The sequence below is a fragment of the Paraburkholderia bannensis genome (genome assembly GCF_014200455.1).
Taxonomy (GTDB): domain Bacteria; phylum Pseudomonadota; class Gammaproteobacteria; order Burkholderiales; family Burkholderiaceae; genus Paraburkholderia; species Paraburkholderia bannensis_A.
Map to the genome: position 1 here is coordinate 23,740 of NZ_JACHBW010000013.1, position 17,158 is coordinate 40,897.

Sequence of the window (17,158 nt, forward strand, 5' to 3'; positions counted from 1 at the left end):
TGGCGCCGGTCGGACGTCCCCGGCGATGCAGAATGCATGCTCGGCGCCCCGCGCGCAAGAGTTTGGGTTAGTCTTTTGGTTCAGCCTGCTGCGAACCGGGGTGCCAGACCGGCCATTTTCCTGTCCGTCATTTTTTGACCGGTTATTGTCCGATCAGGTCCGCGGGACCGGCTCCCACCAGCGGGAGCCACGCGTGCCGGGTCTTCGAGACCGAATTTATTCGCCCGAGTCTTTTCGCCATGTCCGATTCATCGTCAGCGTCCGCCCGACCGGAGCATCCGGCCGAGCCAGGCGATAGCGGCTCCGGCGCACCGCAGTCCAGTCTGCCCGCGCAGTCCGCAATAAAGCCCGATTCGAACGCCGCGCCAGCCGCGCACGGGTCGCGCGCCCCGGCATCTGCCCAGAGCGCCGCCGCGCAGCCGTTCGTGTATCTGGGCCGTCAGCCTATTCTCGACCGCAACGGCGCGCTCAACGCCTATGAGCTGCTGTTCCGCGGCGGCCCCCAGAACCGCGCCGACGTCCTGGACGACGCGCTCGCCACCGCCCAGGTGATGACCCGCACCATGGGGCAGCTTGGGGTGCAGGCGGTGCTGGGCCGCCACCACGGCTACGTCAACATGAGCCGCGAGCTGCTGTTCGACGACATCGTTCATCTGCTGCCGCCCGACCGCTTCGTGCTCGAAGTGCTGGAGCACGTGGGCTTCGACACGGCAGTGCTGGAGCGGCTCGCCCAGTTGCGCCGTTCGGGCTACCGCATCGCCTTCGACGACGTGAACGCCCTGACCGACGGCCTGCGCCGCGCGCTGCCTTACGCGGACATCATCAAGGTCGATCTGATGCAGACCGAGCGCGCGGCGCTGCCGGCCCTGGCCGCCGCCATCTCCGCCGAGGGCAAGACGCTGATCGCCGAGAAGGTCGAGACGCGCGAGGACTTCGAATACACGCGCGATCTGGGTTTCGACCTGTTCCAGGGTTACTTCTTCGCGCGCCCGCAAGTGCTGCGCGCGCCCAAGGTGCGGGCCTCGCGCCTTGCGCTCGTGCGTCTGCTGGCGCTGGTGGCGGGCGACGTCGGCATTGCCGAGCTCGAAAACGAACTGCGCAGCCATCCGGGCGTGGTGGTGCAACTTCTGCGCCTCGTCAATTCGAGCGCCTATGCGCCGGGCCGGCCGATCTCCTCGCTGCGCGAAGCCGTGCTGGCGGCGGGCACGCGCCAGATCGCGCGCTGGGCGCAACTGCTGCTCTACGCAAGCGGACGCGATCTGCCGTGGGCCTCGGATCCGCTCGTGCAACTGGCGGGCACGCGCTCGCACTTCATGGAACTGGCCGCGCGCAGTCTCGCGCCCAACGACGCCGATTTCGCCGATGCCGCGTTCATGACCGGCATTTTCTCGCTGGTGCACGTGCTGGTGGGATCGACACCCGCACATACGCTTGAGCGCCTTGGACTGTCGCGCGAGATCAGCGAAGCCGTCGATGGCCAGCGCGGCGAACTGGGCATGCTGCTGCGCGTGGCCGAAGCCGCCGAACAGGGCGACGATCAGCTCGCGCAATCGCTCATCGTCCAGGCGGGCGGCCGTTTCGAGGCGCTCACGCCGCCACTGCTCGGCGAGTTGAATCTGTGGGCGAGCGCGTGGTTCTCCGCGTACGCGGATGGCTGAAGCGGCTGGAAAAAGCGCGTAAGGCTTTATCCGCGTGAGAGCTTTGGGTGCGGCATCCTGCGCGCGCGGGCCGAGTGTGGTCCAATAGGACGCTCGCCGCGCCGCGCATTTTGCGTACGAAAACGGCGATCCGATCAAGGACCACGAGGACATCCGACATGAAACCGAGGTATTTCGCGGCCGCCGCCGCGGCGCTGGTCTGCGCCGGTCTTTCGCTGTTCGCGCTGAGCGCGCAGGCCACGCTCAAGCCGGGCGACCCGGCGCCCGACTTCACGACCCAGGCGTCGCTGGGCGGCAAGACCTACACCTATTCGCTCGCCTCCGAGCTCAAGAAAGGCCCAGTGGTGGTGTACTTCTATCCGGCCGCCTTCACCACGGGCTGCACGATCGAGGCGCATGAATTCGCCGAAGCCGTGGATCAGTACAAGAAGTATGGCGCGACCGTGATCGGCGTCTCGCACGACAACATCGACACGCTCACGAAGTTCTCGGTGAGCGAGTGCCGCAGCAAGTTCCCGGTCGCCGCAGATGAAGACTCGAAGATCATCAAGTCCTATGACGCGTCCATGCCCCTGCATGCGTCGATGGCCAATCGCGTGTCCTACGTGATCGCGCCGGACGGCAAGGTCATCTACGAGTACACCAGCCTGTCGCCCGATCAGCACGTCGAAAACACCCTGCGTGCCGTGAAGCAATGGGCCGCGCAGCATCCACAGCAGTAAGCCTGGCGATCGGGCGGCGCGCGACTGAGGCGTGACGGCCTTGCGGTGAGACAACTTCTCATCAAGGGGCCGAGACAGCGAGGCACACGCGCTGCTATCGTGCAGACCGCCTGCGAAATCCCGCCGCTATGCAGTTCGCGCGAGTGCGTTTCAATGGGCTCGCGCCGCTCGCACCCTTCGCGCCGTTCGTTTTCGTATGCCTCTATTCGTCCTGCTCTTTGCCTTCGCCGCGCTTGTGTATGGCGCGCTGCGGGCGTACCAGTCCATCGCTGCGCACTTTGGCGTGGGCGTGGCGCTCGGCGCCGCCGTGGTGGCGGCGCTCATCGTCATCGCGCTCATCGCTTACTGGCTGCAGCGCCGCCGCGACATCGCGCCGAATCTGCATGGCGAGGGCAACTGGACCCATCGCGTCTGCGGTGCGTGGGGCGAAGCCAGGCTCGCGGCCGGCAAGCGGCTGTGCGAGATCACGCAAGGCGCCGAGCACGGCTCCTATATTTTCGCGGACCTGCAAAGCGCGCAGCCCGAACGCGATGCGAGCGGCTGGCACGTCGCGCTGCGCGTGAGCGACGCGCGCAAACCGCTCTGGCCATTACCCATGCCCAGCGAGCGCGAGGCGAAACGCTGGGCGCGCATCTTCACGCTGGCTATTGCCCAGAAACTTTGATCGTCGTAATTTTGTAACTGCCTGATTTTTATGCTTGATTCTTCACTGTTCGTGCATAGATTGCCGATGTTGCGCGCCTGTTTTCTGGGCCTTGCGCTGGCCGCGAGCGCCACGCTTTTTAGCGGCTGCGACCAGCAGAAAGTCGACGACGCCGTCAACGCGATCAAGCCCGATTCGATGGCGTTTGGCGGTTTGAAGATCGGCGTGTCGAGCGTCGAAGACGTACGCCGCCAGGCGGGCAAGCCCGAGATCGTCTGGCAGAACGACGACGGCACCGAACGGCTCGAATATCCGCGTGGCCCGAACGGCCTGAACACGTGGATGCTCGACTTCGACGCCGACGGCAAGCTCGTGGCCATGACCCAGGCGCTGACGGCGCAGAACATCGCCCAGGTGGTGCCGGGCATGACGCAGGATGACGTGCGACGGCTGCTCGGCAAACCGGCCGAGGTCGCGAAATACGCGTTGAGCCATGAGGAAGTGTGGAGCTGGCACTGGGCCGAAGGCGGCGTAACCGGTGACGGCATGTTCAATGCGCATTTCTCGCCGGATGGGCTGGTGGTGCGAACCTCGCGCTCGGATGCGCCGGGGCATGGAACGCACTGAGCTTGCAGTGTGGTGAAAACGAGCGCTTGATTGCGCGGGAGTGGCGAAAGATGAAGCGTCTGGCGTGGTTGTGGAGAATCGTGAAGGGCGACGCACGCGTGCTGTGGTACGCGCTGCGCCAGCCCGGCCGTCCGGTCTGGCTGCTGCCGGCGACGGTGCTGCTCGGGCTTTATGCGCTCGATCCGTTCAATTTCGCGCTGCCGGTGGCGGGCGTGATCGACGATGGCATCATCGTGCCTCTGGTGCTGCACCTGCTGGTGAAGTGCCTGCCGACGGAGATGAGGCGGGCGGGACGGTTTGAAGGGGCGAGGGGATGAGGGGGGAAGGTGCAGCCCTCAACCGTGGCGCGCAAAGGCAAACACCTGCTCCGCGAACAGTAGCAGCGCCACCACGATCATTGCCGCGCCCGAAAGCTGGCTGACGATGCGCGCCGCTTTCGGCCGCGTGCCCAGCACCGCCTTCGACCCCAGCCCGACCACCGAATACACCGACGCGCAGTTGAGCATATGCAGTGCGCCGAGCACCACGATCTGCACGGACACCGACCAGCCCGCGCCGGGCCGCGTGAACTGCGGCAGCAGGGCGACGAACAGCAGGATGGCCTTCGGGTTGAGGCCGCTGATAGCAAAGCCGCGCAGCGCCCAGCCTTGTTTGCTGCTTTGCGCCTGGCCGTCACCGGATGAGAGTTGCGTCGCGGGCCGCAACACGGTCTTGACGCCCAGCCAGAGCAGATACGCGCCGCCCACCACCGTCAGCACCGACAGCACGGCCGGCACGCTTGTCACCAGCGTGCCCACGCCCGCCGCGACCACCAGCGTGATCGCCAGATAGCCCAGCAGCATCCCGCCCACGGCAGGCGCGACTACGCGACCACGCAGCCCCGCTGAAATCGCATAGGCCCAGTCCGCTCCCGGGACCATGACGAGGGAGAACGAGACGATCCAGAACGCGGTCAACAGACTTGCTTGCACTGCTGTACTTCCCTTAATTGACGGTGTTTCGCTCGCGATGAAAGCCTCGGAAGGCACGCGCGCCAAGGTCGCAAATATTAGGGTTTTCCAGCAGAGAAGTGCTCCCTATTTCTTGTCGTCGAGTGTCAAATGGCGCTAGTATTTCGCGTATGGATGCTATTGACCGCAAGATTCTTGCTGAGATTCAGCAGGATGGACGACTTTCAATCACGGAGCTGAGCGAGCGGGTGGGCTTGAGCCTGTCGCCATGCCAGCGGCGGCTGCGCGCGCTTGAGAGCGCGCAGGTCATCAGCGGCTATCGGGCGACGATCGAGCCATCGGCGGTCGGGCTGAATTTTTCGGCGATCGTGTTCGCGACGCTGCGCGAGGGCAGCAGCGAAAACGTGCAGGATTTCGAAGACGCGCTGGTCGACATTCCCGAGATCACGCGCGCCGAGCGCCTGTTTGGCGAGCCGGACTACATGCTGCACGTCGTCACGCGCGATCTGAAGGCGTTCCAGACGCTTTACGACCGCCGTCTGCTGCCCTTGCCTTCGGTGCTGCGGCTCACGTCCACGCTCGTGATGAAGAGCATCTTTCAGGACCGGCCGCTGCCGCTGTAAGGCAAAAAGCGGTTGAAGCCTGCGCCTCAACCGCTTTCGCCATCATCGTCATGACCGCTTCACACGCTCATTGCGCCGCGCGCGGCGGCGGTGCGCTCCTGCCGCGCTTCGCGTCCCACCAGACGCGTAACCGGTCCATATACAGATACACCACCGGCGTGGTGTAGAGCGTAAGCATCTGGCTCACGATCAGCCCGCCGACGATGGAAATCCCCAGCGGCGCGCGCAGCTCCGCGCCTTCGCCGCTGCCGAACGCCAGCGGCAACGCGCCCAGCAGCGCCGCGAAGGTGGTCATCATGATCGGCCGGAAGCGCAGCAGACAGGCCTGGAAGATCGCATCGCGCGAATTCAGACCCTGGCGCGACGCCTCGATGGCGAAGTCCACCATCATGATCGCGTTCTTCTTGACGATGCCGATCAGCAGGATCACGCCGATCAGCGCAATGATGCTGAACTCCGTCTTGAAGAGCAGCAGCGCGAGCAGGGCGCCCACGCCCGCCGAGGGCAGCGTCGAGAGGATCGTCAGCGGATGGATATAGCTCTCGTACAGAATCCCCAGCACGATATAGACGGCCAGCAGCGCCGCCAGGATCAGGACCGGCTGGTTGTCGAGCGATTGCTGGAACGCCTGCGCGGTGCCCTGGAAACTGCCGTGGATGGTCTGCGGCATGCCGATCTGAGCCATCGTGTCGTAGATGGCTTGCGTAGCGTCCGAGAGCGACTTGCCCGGCGGCAGGTTGAACGAGATCGTCGAGGCCACGAACTGGCTCTGGTGATTCACCGAAAGCGGCGTGGTGCCCGGTCCGAACGAGGCGATGGCCGAGAGCGGAATCATCGTTTCCTTCGCGGTGGACACCGCCGCGCCCGAGGACGCGCTCGACTTGCCGCTTGCCGCGAGCGAGTTGGTGGCGAGGTTGCGCGCGGAGTCGGCGGCCAGCGCCGCGGCGCTCGACGCGGTGGTGCCGCCGGTGCCGCTGGTGCCGCCCGTCGATGCGCTCGTCGTGGTGGTGGATGCGGTGACCGTGCCTGCCGTCGCGTTGGTGCTCTGCGCGCCGCTCGCCGTGCCGCCCGAGGTGCTGACCCAGATCTGCTTGAGCATCTCCGGGCTTTGCCAGTATTGCGGCGCGACTTCCATCACGACGTGGTACTGGTTGAGCGGGTTGTAGATCGTCGAGACCTGGCGTTGGCCGAACGCGTCGTAGAGCGTGTTGTCGATCTGCGAAGGCGTGATTTTCAGGCGCGCGGCGCTCTGGCGGTCGATCGTCACCATCGACTCCAGGCCGCCTTGCTGCTGGTCCGAATTCACATCGGCGAGTTCGGGGCGCGCCTGTAGCGCCTCGGTGAGCTTGGGCCCCCACTTGTAGAGATCGGTGGTGTTATCCGCAAGCAGGGTGAACTGGTACTGCGCGTTCGACTGCCGCCCGCCCACGCGGATATCCTGCACGGCCTGCAGGAAGGTACGCGCGCCCGCCACGTTCGAGAGCGGCCCGCGCAATTGCGCGATCACTTCGTCGGCGGACAGCTTGCGCTCGCTCTTGGGCTTGAGCGAGATGAACATGAAGCCGGCGTTGGTTGCGCGGCCGCCCGTGAAGCCCGCGACCGAATCGACGGCCGGGTTCGCCTGCACGATACGCTGCATCTCGGCGAATTTCACTTTCATCGCCTGAAACGAAGTGGACTGGTCCGCCTGAATGCCGCCGACCAGCCGTCCGGTGTCCTGTTGCGGGAAGAAGCCCTTGGGCACGATCACGTAGAGCACCACGTTCAGCGCGATGGTGGCGATCAAGATCAGCAGGATCAGCAGCGGACGCGCCAGCGCCCAGCCAAGCGTGCGCTCGTAGCCGCCCTGCAGGCGCAGGAAGCCGCGTTCGAGCCACTGCGCGAAGCGGCCTTCCTGCTTCTTTTCGTGGTGCTCGTCGAGCAGCCGCGAGCACATCATCGGCGTGAGCGTGAGGGAGACGGCCAGCGACACCGCAATCGCCAGCGACAGCGTGAGCGCGAATTCGCGGAACAGGCGTCCGACGATGCCGCCCATCAGCAGGATCGGCAGGAACACGGCCACCAGCGAGACGCTGATCGAGAGCACCGTGAAGCCCACTTCGCGCGCGCCGATCAGCGCCGCTTCCAGGCGCGTCTTGCCGCTTTCGATATGCCGCGAGATGTTTTCCAGCACCACGATGGCGTCGTCGACCACGAAGCCTGTCGCGATGGTCAGCGCCATCAGCGAAAGGTTGTCGAGCGAGAAGCCCATCAGATACATGGCGGCGAAGGTGCCGATGATCGAGATCGGCACGGCCACGCTCGGTATCAGCGTCGCGCGCCAGTTGCGCAGGAACAGGAACACCACCATCACGACCAGCGCCACGGCGATGATGAGTGTGCGCTCGGTGTCCTTGAGCGAGGAGCGGATCGTCACCGAGCGGTCGGAAGTGGGGATCACTTCCACGTCGGCGGGCAGCGAGGCCTTCAACTGCGGCAGCATCGCGATCACGCGGTCGACGGTCTCGATGATGTTCGCGCCGGGCTGGCGGTACAGGATGACCAGCACCGAATGCTTGCCGTTGGCCAGACCCAGGTTGCGCAGGTCCTCCACCGAATCGACCACTTCACCCACGTCCGAGAGCTTCACGCCCGCGTTGTTGCGGTAGGCGATCACCAGATCCTTGTACTGGCTGGCCTTGCTCGCCTGGTCGTTGGTGTAGATCTGGAAGCGCTGCGGGCCGAATTCGATGTCGCCTTTCGGGCTGTTCGCGTTGGCGGAGGCCAGCGCCGCGCGCACGTCTTCCAGACCGATGCCGTAGTGAAACAGCGCGTGCGGCTCCAGTTCCACGCGCACGGCGGGATTGGCCGAGCCGCTCACGTCCACTTCGCCGATGCCGTCCACCTGCGAGAGCGACTGCTGGAGGACCGTGGCTGCGGAATCGTAGAGCTGGCCCGCGCTGAGCGTGGGCGAGGTGAGCGCGAGGATCAGGATCGGCGCGTCGGCGGGATTGACCTTGTGGTACGTGGGGTTCGAGCGCAGGCTCGTCGGCAGGTCGGCGCGCGCGGCATTGATGGCGGCCTGCACGTCGCGCGCTGCGCCGTCGATGTCGCGGTTCAGGCCGAACTGCAGCGTGATGCGCGTGCTGCCCACCGAGCTTTGCGAGGTCATCTCGCTCACGTCGGCGATCGAACCCAGGTGCCGTTCCAGCGGGCTCGCCACGCTGGTCGCCACGGTTTCCGGGCTGGCGCCCGGCAGTGACGCCTGTACCGAAATGGTCGGGAAGTCCACCTGCGGCAGCGGCGCGACCGGCAGTTTCGTGAACGCGAACAGGCCGGCCAGCGCGATGCCCAGCGCCAGCAGCGTGGTGGCGACGGGGCGCGAAATGAAAGGGCGCGAGAGATTCATCGCGTCATGACTCCGCGTCAGCCGAAGGCGCAGGCGGGGCGGGCGGTGTTGGCGGGGTTGGATTCGAGCCGCCGCCAAAGCGCTTGCGCATGCGTGCCGCGAGCGAATCGAAGGCCAGATAGATCACCGGCGTGGTGAACAGCGTGAGCGCCTGCGACACGATCAGACCGCCCGCGATCGCAATCCCCAGCGGCCGGCGCAACTCCGAACCCGCACCCGTGCCGAGCATCAGCGGCAGTGCGCCGAGCAGCGCCGCCATCGTCGTCATCATGATCGGGCGGAAACGCAGCAGACACGCCTGATAGATCGCCTCGCGCGGCGGCTTGCCTTCGTTGCGTTCGGCGTCGAGCGCGAAGTCGATCATCATGATCGCGTTTTTCTTGACGATGCCGATCAGCAGCACGATGCCGATGATGCCGATGATGTCCAGATCGTGCCCGGTGATCATCAGCGCGAGCAGCGCGCCGATCCCCGCCGACGGCAGCGTCGAGAGAATCGTGATCGGGTGCACGAAGCTCTCGTACAGCACGCCCAGCACGATATACATCGTCACGATGGCCGCGAGGATCAGGAACAGTTCGTTCGAGAGCGAAGCCTGGAACGCCAGCGCGGCGCCCTGGAAGCGCGTCTGGAACGAACCCGGCAGGCCGATGTCCTGTTCCGCCTGCTGGATCGCCTTGACCGCCGCGCCGAGCGACGCGCCCGGCGCGAGGTTGAACGAGACGGTCGTGGCCGGGAACTGCGAGAGGTGCGAGACCAGCAGCGGCGCGGGACGCTCGTGGAACTTCGCGATGGCCGACAGCGGCACCTGCCCCGTCGTCGAAGTCGAGGAGGGCAGGTAGATCGAGTTCAGCGAATCGGTGTAGTGCTGCATCACCGGATCGGCTTCCAGGATCACGCGGTACTGGTTGGACTGCGTGAAGATGGTCGAGATGATGCGCTGGCCGTAGGCGTCGTAGAGCGCGTTGTCGACGGTCGCGGGCGTGATGCCGTAGCGCGCCGCGCTCGCGCGGTCGATCTCGATGAACACCGACGAGCCCTGATCCTGCAGATCGGTGGCCACGTCGGCGAGTTCGGGCACCTGCTGCAGGCGGCGCACGAGCCTGGGCACCCAGGTCGTGAAGTCCTGGATATTGGGCGTCGTCAGCATGAACTGATACTGCGTGGGGCTGACCGTCGAATCGATGGTCAGATCCTGCACCGGCTGCATGAAGAGCGTCGCGCCCGCCACCTGCGAAGTCGATTGCTGCAGATCGCGGATGATCTCGCTGGCGGTTTCGCTGCGGTCGTCGCGCGGCTTCAGGTTGATGAGCATGCGCCCGCTGTTGAGCGTGATGTTCGAGCCGTCCACGCCGATGAACGAGGTCAGGCTATCCACGTTCTCGTTCTTGAGGATCTCGTTGGCGAGCGCCTGCTGGCGCTCGGCCATCGACGCATACGAGACCGACTGGGGCGCCTGCGTGATTGCCTGGATCACGCCCGTGTCCTGCACCGGAAAGAAGCCCTTGGGCACCACCACATAGAGAAAGCCGGTGAGCACCAGCGTGATCGCGAACACCAGCAGCGTGAGGCGCTGGCGTGCCAGCACCCAGTCGAGCGCCACGCCGTAACGGCCAATGATGTAGTCGAAGAACGCGTGCACGCGCGCCTCGAAACGGCGGCTTTCGGCGGGCGGCGTGTGGCGCAGCATCTTCGCGCACATCATCGGCACGAGGGTAAGCGACACCACCGCCGAAATCACGATGGTCACGGCCAGCGTGATGGCGAATTCGTGAAAAAGACGGCCGACCACATCGCCCATGAAGAGCAGCGGAATCAGCACGGCGATCAGCGAGACCGTCAGCGAGATGATGGTGAAGCCGATCTGTTTCGAGCCCTTGAGCGCCGCTTCGAGCGGCGTTTCGCCGTCCTCCACGTAGCGCGCGATGTTCTCGATCATGACAATGGCGTCGTCCACCACGAAGCCGGTGGCGATGGTCAGCGCCATCAGCGAGAGGTTGTCGAGCGAGAAGCCGCACAGATACATCACCGCCAGCGTGCCGATCAGCGAAAGCGGTACGGAAAGACTCGGAATGATGGTCGCGTAGATGTTGGCGAGGAACAGGTACATCACCAGCACCACCAGCACGACCGACATCAGCAGTTCGAACTGCACGTCGCGCACCGAGGCGCGGATCGTGGTGGTGCGGTCGGTGACGATCTGCACGTCGAGCGATTGCGGCAGCGATTCCTGCAACTGCGGCAGGAGCGCCTTGATGTTGTCCACCACCGCGATCACGTTCGCGCCCGGCTGGCGTTGCACGTTCAGGATGATCGCGGGCGTGTCGTTCACCCACGCCCCGAGCTTGGTGTTCTCCGCGCCCTGCACGATGTTGGCCACGTCCGTGAGCATCACCGGGCGACCGTTGCGATAGGCGATGACGGCGTCCTTGTAGGCGTCGGCGTCGGTCAGCTGGTCGTTGGCGTTGATGGTGTAGGCGCGCGTCGGGCCGTCGAAGTTGCCCTTAGGCGTGTTGACGTTGAGGTTCGAGATGCTGGTGCGCAGGTCGTCCAGATTGAGGCCGTAGGCCGCGAGCGCGCGCGGGTTCGCCTGAATCCGCACGGCCGGGCGTTGGCCGCCCGACAGGCTCACCAGACCCACGCCCGCGACCTGCGAGATCTTTTGCGCGAGGCGCGTGTCGGCGAGATCCTGGATCTGCGTGAGCGGCAGCGTCTTCGAGGTGATCGCGAGCGTGATGATCGGCGCGTCGGCCGGGTTGACCTTGGCGTAGATCGGCGGCGCGGGCAGGTCCGAGGGCAGCAGGTTGCCGGCCGCGTTGATGGCGGCCTGCACTTCCTGTTCGGCGATATCGAGCGGCAGGTCGAGGCTGAACTGCAGCGTGATCACCGACGAGCCAGCCGAACTTTGCGACGACATCTGGTTGAGCGACGGCATCTGCCCGAACTGGCGTTCGAGCGGCGCGGTCACGGAGGACGTCATCACGTCCGGGCTCGCGCCCGGATAGAAGGTCTGCACCTGGATGGTCGGGTAATCGACTTCAGGCAGCGCGGACAGCGGCAAGAAACGCAGTGCGACGAGACCGACCAGCATGATCGCCGCCATGAGCAGCGCCGTGCCGACCGGGCGCAGGATAAAGGCGCGGGACGGATTCATGCGGCTTACTGGCCCGAAGTCTCGGAAGCGTGGCGGCGATGGCCGTGGTGCGCGCCGGAGGCCGCATTGGCTCCTGAAGCGGCCGATGCACCCGAAGCGTGCTTGGGATGCGCGGCGGGAATCGTGATCTTCGCGCCTTCGCGCAGGCGGTCCGAACCGTCGATCACCACACGCTCGCCCACGGCGAGCCCCGAGGCGATGCTGGTGCGCTCGGCGTCGATCGGGCCGACCTTGACCACGCGCACCGTGACGGTGTTATCCGGCTTCACCACATACACATACTGGCCTTGCGAGCCGTTGAGCACGGCCGAAGTCGGCACGATCACGGCGTTGTGGATCGTATCGACCAGCAGGCGCGCATTGACGAACTGGTTCGGGAACAGCGACTCGTCGCTATTGGCGAAGCTCGCGCGCAGTTTTACCGTGCCGGTGGTGGTGTCGATCTGGTTGTCGATGGTCTGCACGAAGCCATTCTGCAGCAGCGTGGTGTTGCTGCGGTCATAAGCGGCCACGGACATCTTCGTGCCCGCGTGCAACTGCTTCATGATCGACGGCAGATTGTCTTCCGAGGTGGTGAAGATCACGCTGATCGGCTGCAACTGCGTGAGCACGACGATGCCGTTGGTGTCGCCCGACGTCACGTAGTTGCCCGGATCGACCTGACGCAGGCCGACGCGGCCCGACACGGGCGCGGTGATGCGCGCGTAGGTGAGGTCGAGTTTGTAGGTGTCGATATTGGCCTGATCGGACTTGACCGTGCCTTCGTACTGCTTGACGAGCGAGGCCTGGGTGTCGACCTGTTGGCTCGCGATTGAGTCCTGCGAGAGCAGCGTCTGATAGCGCTTGAGGTCCAGGCGCGCGGTGGCAAGCAGCGCCTGGTCGCGCGCGAGCTGGCCTTCGGCGTTGGCAAGCGAGATCTGATAGGGGCGCGGGTCGATCTGGGCCAGCACGTCGCCCTGCTTGACCATCTGGCCTTCCTGGAAGTTGACGCTTTGCAGCGTGCCCGATAGTTGCGTGCGCACCGTGACGTCGGCCAGCGGCGTGACGGTGCCAAGCGCCGTGATGACGATGGGCATGTCGCCGGACGCGGCCGTCGCCACGCTCACGGGCTGCGGCTGGTTGGCGAAGGCGCCGCCGCCGCTGCGTCCGGCGTGACGACCGCTGCTGCCGCTCGCCGCGCTGGACGCACCTGCGGCGCCGCTCGCACTGCGGCTCCACGGCTGCCAGCGCAGCAGCACGATGGCCGCGACGATCAACACGACCGCAATCGCAATCAGCTTGCCGCGGCTCTTGCGCGGCGCCGCAGCGCCCGTGGGGGGCGAGGGCGGCATGTCTCGACGAGGGGAATCCGGGCGCTTTTCTTGTTGATCCATCGGTCAGGTCGGTTGCGAGTAACGGTGACGTGCGTAGAGACGTTGCGTGTCGGTTGAGCGGATTGGCGCGTGCTAGCGAGAGGCGAAGGCCGCGCGTGCGGCCGCGCTTGCCGATGCTACGCGAGATGCGCGCAAGCTTGATGTCAGGTGAGGGCTGGCGGCCCTGACGTGGCTGGCTGGCCTGGAAGGGCGGGCTGGCGGAGGAGGAACGACGGCAGGTCGGCGGCGCAAGGCGCGACGCGCACGGTGGCGAGCATGCGCTGCACCGATGCCCTGACCGTCCCGCCGCGTGCGTGCTGTTCCCCGGGATGCGCCTCGCAGTCACAGACACACAGTCTGCCTTTGCGACGGCGTACTAATGACTGACCGACGACTGACCGACACCTTACCAGCGGCTCACGCCACCTGAAAAGCATGATGCTACGTTGCGCCCTTTGCTACCGTCCAGTGCCGTTTCTTTCGAGGTGTTACGGAGGTTACAGGTCGTATCGCGCGCGTGTAAGGACTTGGGCGTCGAGGCGTCGGCAGTCGTCGATAAGATTGTCAGCGGGAAGGCGGCGCGGGTCGCACGGGCGCGGGCAGTCGAGCCGTGCCGCCGATCTCCTGCGCGATGCGCTCCACGCATTCGCGCAGCAGCGGCACCGCATGCGAGACCAGCCAGTCGCGCGGACATTGCTGGGCCGCGCCGCCGCAATTGATCGCGTAGAGCTCGCCGTTGGGCCCGGCAAAAGCGCCGGCGATGGCGTTCAGGCCTTCGTACCATTCGCCGATGGCCATGCCGTAGCCCTGCGCGACGGTTTCCGCGAGCGCGGCGTCCATGCGGCTGCTGACGAAGCCCCAGTCGTTCCCCGCAGCGGCCTGCAGGGCCGTGGTCAGTTCCGCGCGCGAGTCGGTGTCGAGCGCCACCAGGTAGGCGCGGCCCACGGCGGTGCGGCTCATGTCGATACGCGAGCCCACTTCGAGGCGCGACACCAGCACGGCCGAGCGCGGCCGGATCGCGTCGATCACCACCATGTCGAGGCGGTCTCGCACCGCCAGGTGCACCGACAGGGCGGTGCGCTCGGCGAGGCGCGTGAGGAAGGGGCGGGCGCGTTCGCGCAGGTCGGCGTTGCGCAGGAAGCCGCTGGACAGTTCGAGCACCGACGAAGTCAGCACGAAGCGCTCGCTATCGGGCAGGCGGGCCAGAAAACCAGTCGAGACGAGCGTGCCCGTCAGGCGCGAAAGCGTCGCTTTGGGAATGCCGGTAAGCTCCGTCAGTTCGCGATTGCCAAGGGGCGTTTCTGCAGCGGCAATCGCGCGCAGGACCGTCAGGCCGCGCGCCAGCGCCGTGACTTCGTCGGCGCTGCCGTCTTTCGAGTCCCGCGCCGCTTCGCTGCGGGATGGGGGGTGGGAGGTCATCGGCAAAGCTCTCAGGTGTGGTTGTTGGTTTGTCGTCTTGTTGTGTGTGTTTTTTGGAACACTATTTCAACTTTTATTGCATCGCGTGCAAACTCGATACGCATGGAAGACGGGGCGAAATCCCGGCGCAAAGCCCAACTGTCGGACGAAAGCCGCACAGCACGGGGAAACGCGGGCCACATCGATATCTAAAAAACATAATCCGCTATGTTTGATAGTTCGCGTAATCTGGCGAGATTTTGCTTGACTTAGTCAGCATATGGGTAAAAAATGGAATCTAATTTCGACAGGATCTGAAATCCTCACATCGCACATCGGTTTGAGTTTCTTTGCACCAATATTGCGCGGTGTTAGGGTTTCGGCGGTCATGGCGCAGTCGTATGGCAAGGGTTTGAATTGATTCGATGACGTTTGAAGCATCGGCCTGAACCCGGAACCTCGCGAACCTTGCGGGGTTTTTAAGTGTCTCGGGTTATGCATAACGCATAAATTGCAATTCCCCCTCTACGATTCGCTGCCGGCCTGATCCAGCGGTCGATTACCGGCTCTCAGGTTCTAGCACGGCCCTCGGAATGGCTAGAACTTTTCAAAGCGTCACGTTCACACGTGGCGCTTTTTTTTCGCGTGCGCCAGCGCACACGGCTCCACCATTCTGCTTCTTATTGGTCCGGCAATACGTGGCATTGCGCGGCAATGCGTATTACCCGAATCGTTCGGCGAGCTTTGCCGTACCATCGCCGATAACCCGTTCGATGGGGCGGCACATGTTATCCGAAGATGAACTCGCCTTGCTCGCAGCGATACGCGAAAGCGGCAGTCTGTCGCGTGCCGCCGCACGCCTGAACAAGGCGCCTTCGACGGTTTCACACGCGGCACGTCAACTGGAGGCCCGCTTTGACGCGCTGCTGTTCGACCGCCGCAATTACCGGCTGCAACTCACGCCCGCCGGGCAATTGCTCGCCGACGAAGCGGGCCGGCTGATGCAGGACGTCGCGCGCATGACGCAGCGTGTGCGCCAGGTGGCGAATGGCTGGGAAGACCGCCTCTGGATCGTCACGGACGAGATTCTCGAATTCGAATTGCTGATGCCGGTAGTGCGCGATTTCGATGCGCTCGAATCGGGCGTCAGGCTGCGCTTCACGCACGAGGTGCTGGCGGGCACCTGGGAGGCGCTGCGCGACGGCCGCGCCGACCTGATCATCGGTGCGACCAACGAGCCGCCCGCGATCGCCGGTTTGCACTGGTTCGAACTGGGCGTGATGGAGTGGGTGTTCGCGGTCGCCGCGCGCCACCCGCTGGCCAGCGAGACGGCGCCGCTTACGCGCGAGCGCATACTCGCCGCGCGCGGCGTGGCGGTGGCCGATTCGTCGCGGCATACCCCTGGGCGTGCATATGGGCTGCTCGGCGGTCAGGACCTGCTGGCGGTGCCCACCATGCGCGCCAAGATACTCGCGCAACGCGACGGTCTGGGCGTTGGCTGGGTGCCGCGCGAGCGCGCCGCGAAGCTGCTGGCGAGCGGCGAACTCATCGAGAAAGAAACCGTCAGCCCGCGCGAACCCAACGTGCTCTACGTGGCGTGGCGCGCCGAACGGCCCGGCCGCGCGCTGCAATGGTGGATCGAGCAGTTGCGCCAGCCGCGTCTGGCAGAGCGGCTCGTCAAGGGGATCGAGGTGAGCGTCTAGGGGCGCACGGGCAAAAACGTTCGAAGATTTCGAATATCCTCATCGGCGAACTCGTACGGCAACGCACTTCGCGCCCGGCATCATGACGTTACGGTCCAGCACGGAACCACTTTCCCAAACCGGAGAAACGTTATGAATCGCTTTGCCAACAAAACTGTCCTCGTCACCGGCGGCACCAGCGGTATCGGTCTTGCCACCGCCCAGGCCTATGCAGCCGAAGGTGCGCGTGTCGTTGTCACGGGGCGCGACGAAGCCGCACTTGCAGCCGCCCGCGACCTTCTTGGCGCTCATGCGCTCGCCTACCGCAACGATGCCGCCTCGCCCGCCGCCTCGCGCGAACTCGCCGCTGCGTTGCGCGAGGAAGGGGTCCAGCTGGACGCCGTGTTCATCAACGCCGGCGTGGCGAAGTTCGCGCCGTTCGATCAGGTCGACGAAGCGCTCTGGGACGACAGCTTCAACATCAACGTCAAGGGTGCGTACTTCCAGATTCAGGCGCTGCTGCCGCTGCTGAACTCGGGCGCATCGATCGTGCTCAACGGCTCGATCAACGCGCATATCGGCATGCCTTCGTCGTCGGTCTACGCGGCGAGCAAGGCGGCGCTGGTGTCGTTCGCGAAGACGCTCTCGGCGGAACTGCTGCCGCGCGGCGTGCGCGTGAATGTCGTGAGCCCCGGCCCGGTCACCACGCCGCTGCACGGCAAGCTCGGCATGGACGACGCGACCAAGGGCGAACTGGCGAAGCAGATCCCGCTCGGCCGCTTCGGTACGGCCGCCGAACTGGCTTCGACGGTGCTGCATCTGAGTGCGCCGGAGTCGGCGTTTATCGTCGGCACCGAGATCATCGTCGATGGCGGCATGAGCCAGCTCTGATCGCAGCGTAGTCGCAAAGAAAAAAGGCGCGGGCGGTGAAAACCGCTCGCGCCTTCTGGCGTCGGGACAC

The 17,158-nt window shown here is 65.2% G+C and carries 13 protein-coding genes; 8 read left to right on the forward strand and 5 right to left on the reverse strand.

Features of this window, described 5'->3' with window-relative positions; all coding sequences use genetic code 11:
• Positions 1-239: 239 nt before the first annotated feature.
• From F4827_RS21475 to F4827_RS21495, 5 genes are all read left to right on the forward strand, one after another.
• Complete coding sequence (locus F4827_RS21475) at positions 240-1,658, forward strand: EAL and HDOD domain-containing protein (protein ID WP_183726869.1); 1,419 nt, start codon at positions 240-242, stop codon at positions 1,656-1,658.
• 158 nt (positions 1,659-1,816) lie between these two features.
• Positions 1,817-2,380 (forward strand): peroxiredoxin, encoded by a 564-nt coding sequence (locus tag F4827_RS21480; protein ID WP_183726871.1) that lies wholly within the window; start codon positions 1,817-1,819, stop codon positions 2,378-2,380.
• 196 nt (positions 2,381-2,576) lie between these two features.
• Complete coding sequence (locus tag F4827_RS21485) at positions 2,577-3,044, forward strand: hypothetical protein (RefSeq protein ID WP_183726873.1); 468 nt, start codon at positions 2,577-2,579, stop codon at positions 3,042-3,044.
• Positions 3,045-3,110: 66 nt separating this feature from the next.
• Positions 3,111-3,650: an outer membrane protein assembly factor BamE gene (bamE, locus tag F4827_RS21490; RefSeq protein ID WP_183727264.1), complete on the forward strand. Its 540-nt coding sequence runs from the start codon at positions 3,111-3,113 to the stop codon at positions 3,648-3,650.
• Between the two features lie 50 nt (positions 3,651-3,700).
• A complete protein-coding gene (locus F4827_RS21495) occupies positions 3,701-3,967 on the forward strand; it encodes a hypothetical protein (protein ID WP_183726875.1) in 267 nt (88 codons plus the stop codon).
• Between the two features lie 18 nt (positions 3,968-3,985).
• On the opposite strand, the gene F4827_RS21500 is transcribed toward F4827_RS21495, so the two are convergent.
• The gene (locus F4827_RS21500) at positions 3,986-4,621 is read right to left on the reverse strand and encodes a LysE family translocator (RefSeq protein WP_183726877.1); all 636 of its coding nucleotides are present in this window, start codon (positions 4,619-4,621) and stop codon (positions 3,986-3,988) included.
• A gap of 149 nt (positions 4,622-4,770) precedes the next feature.
• Here F4827_RS21500 and F4827_RS21505 point away from each other — a divergent pair, with 149 nt between their 5' ends.
• Positions 4,771-5,223: an Lrp/AsnC family transcriptional regulator gene (locus F4827_RS21505; protein ID WP_167059470.1), complete on the forward strand. Its 453-nt coding sequence runs from the start codon at positions 4,771-4,773 to the stop codon at positions 5,221-5,223.
• A 67-nt stretch (positions 5,224-5,290) separates the two neighbouring features.
• Here F4827_RS21505 and F4827_RS21510 read toward each other — a convergent pair whose 3' ends face one another.
• The 4 genes from F4827_RS21510 to F4827_RS21525 form a co-directional block, all read right to left on the reverse strand.
• Entirely contained in the window at positions 5,291-8,611 is a 3,321-nt protein-coding gene (locus tag F4827_RS21510; RefSeq protein WP_183726879.1) for an efflux RND transporter permease subunit, read from the reverse strand.
• 4 nt (positions 8,612-8,615) lie between these two features.
• The gene (locus F4827_RS21515) at positions 8,616-11,765 is read right to left on the reverse strand and encodes an MdtB/MuxB family multidrug efflux RND transporter permease subunit (RefSeq protein ID WP_183726881.1); all 3,150 of its coding nucleotides are present in this window, start codon (positions 11,763-11,765) and stop codon (positions 8,616-8,618) included.
• A 5-nt stretch (positions 11,766-11,770) separates the two neighbouring features.
• Positions 11,771-13,138: an MdtA/MuxA family multidrug efflux RND transporter periplasmic adaptor subunit gene (locus tag F4827_RS21520; RefSeq protein ID WP_183726883.1), complete on the reverse strand. Its 1,368-nt coding sequence runs from the start codon at positions 13,136-13,138 to the stop codon at positions 11,771-11,773.
• 543 nt (positions 13,139-13,681) lie between these two features.
• The gene (locus F4827_RS21525) at positions 13,682-14,536 is read right to left on the reverse strand and encodes an IclR family transcriptional regulator (RefSeq protein WP_183726885.1); all 855 of its coding nucleotides are present in this window, start codon (positions 14,534-14,536) and stop codon (positions 13,682-13,684) included.
• A gap of 764 nt (positions 14,537-15,300) precedes the next feature.
• Between F4827_RS21525 and F4827_RS21530 the strand changes: the two genes are divergently transcribed.
• Together F4827_RS21530 and F4827_RS21535 are read left to right on the forward strand one after the other, a co-directional pair.
• Positions 15,301-16,218 (forward strand): LysR substrate-binding domain-containing protein, encoded by a 918-nt coding sequence (locus tag F4827_RS21530; protein WP_183726887.1) that lies wholly within the window; start codon positions 15,301-15,303, stop codon positions 16,216-16,218.
• A 132-nt stretch (positions 16,219-16,350) separates the two neighbouring features.
• On the forward strand, positions 16,351-17,088 hold the full coding sequence (locus tag F4827_RS21535) for an SDR family oxidoreductase (protein WP_183726889.1): 738 nt from the start codon (positions 16,351-16,353) through the stop codon (positions 17,086-17,088).
• Positions 17,089-17,158: the final 70 nt, after the last annotated feature.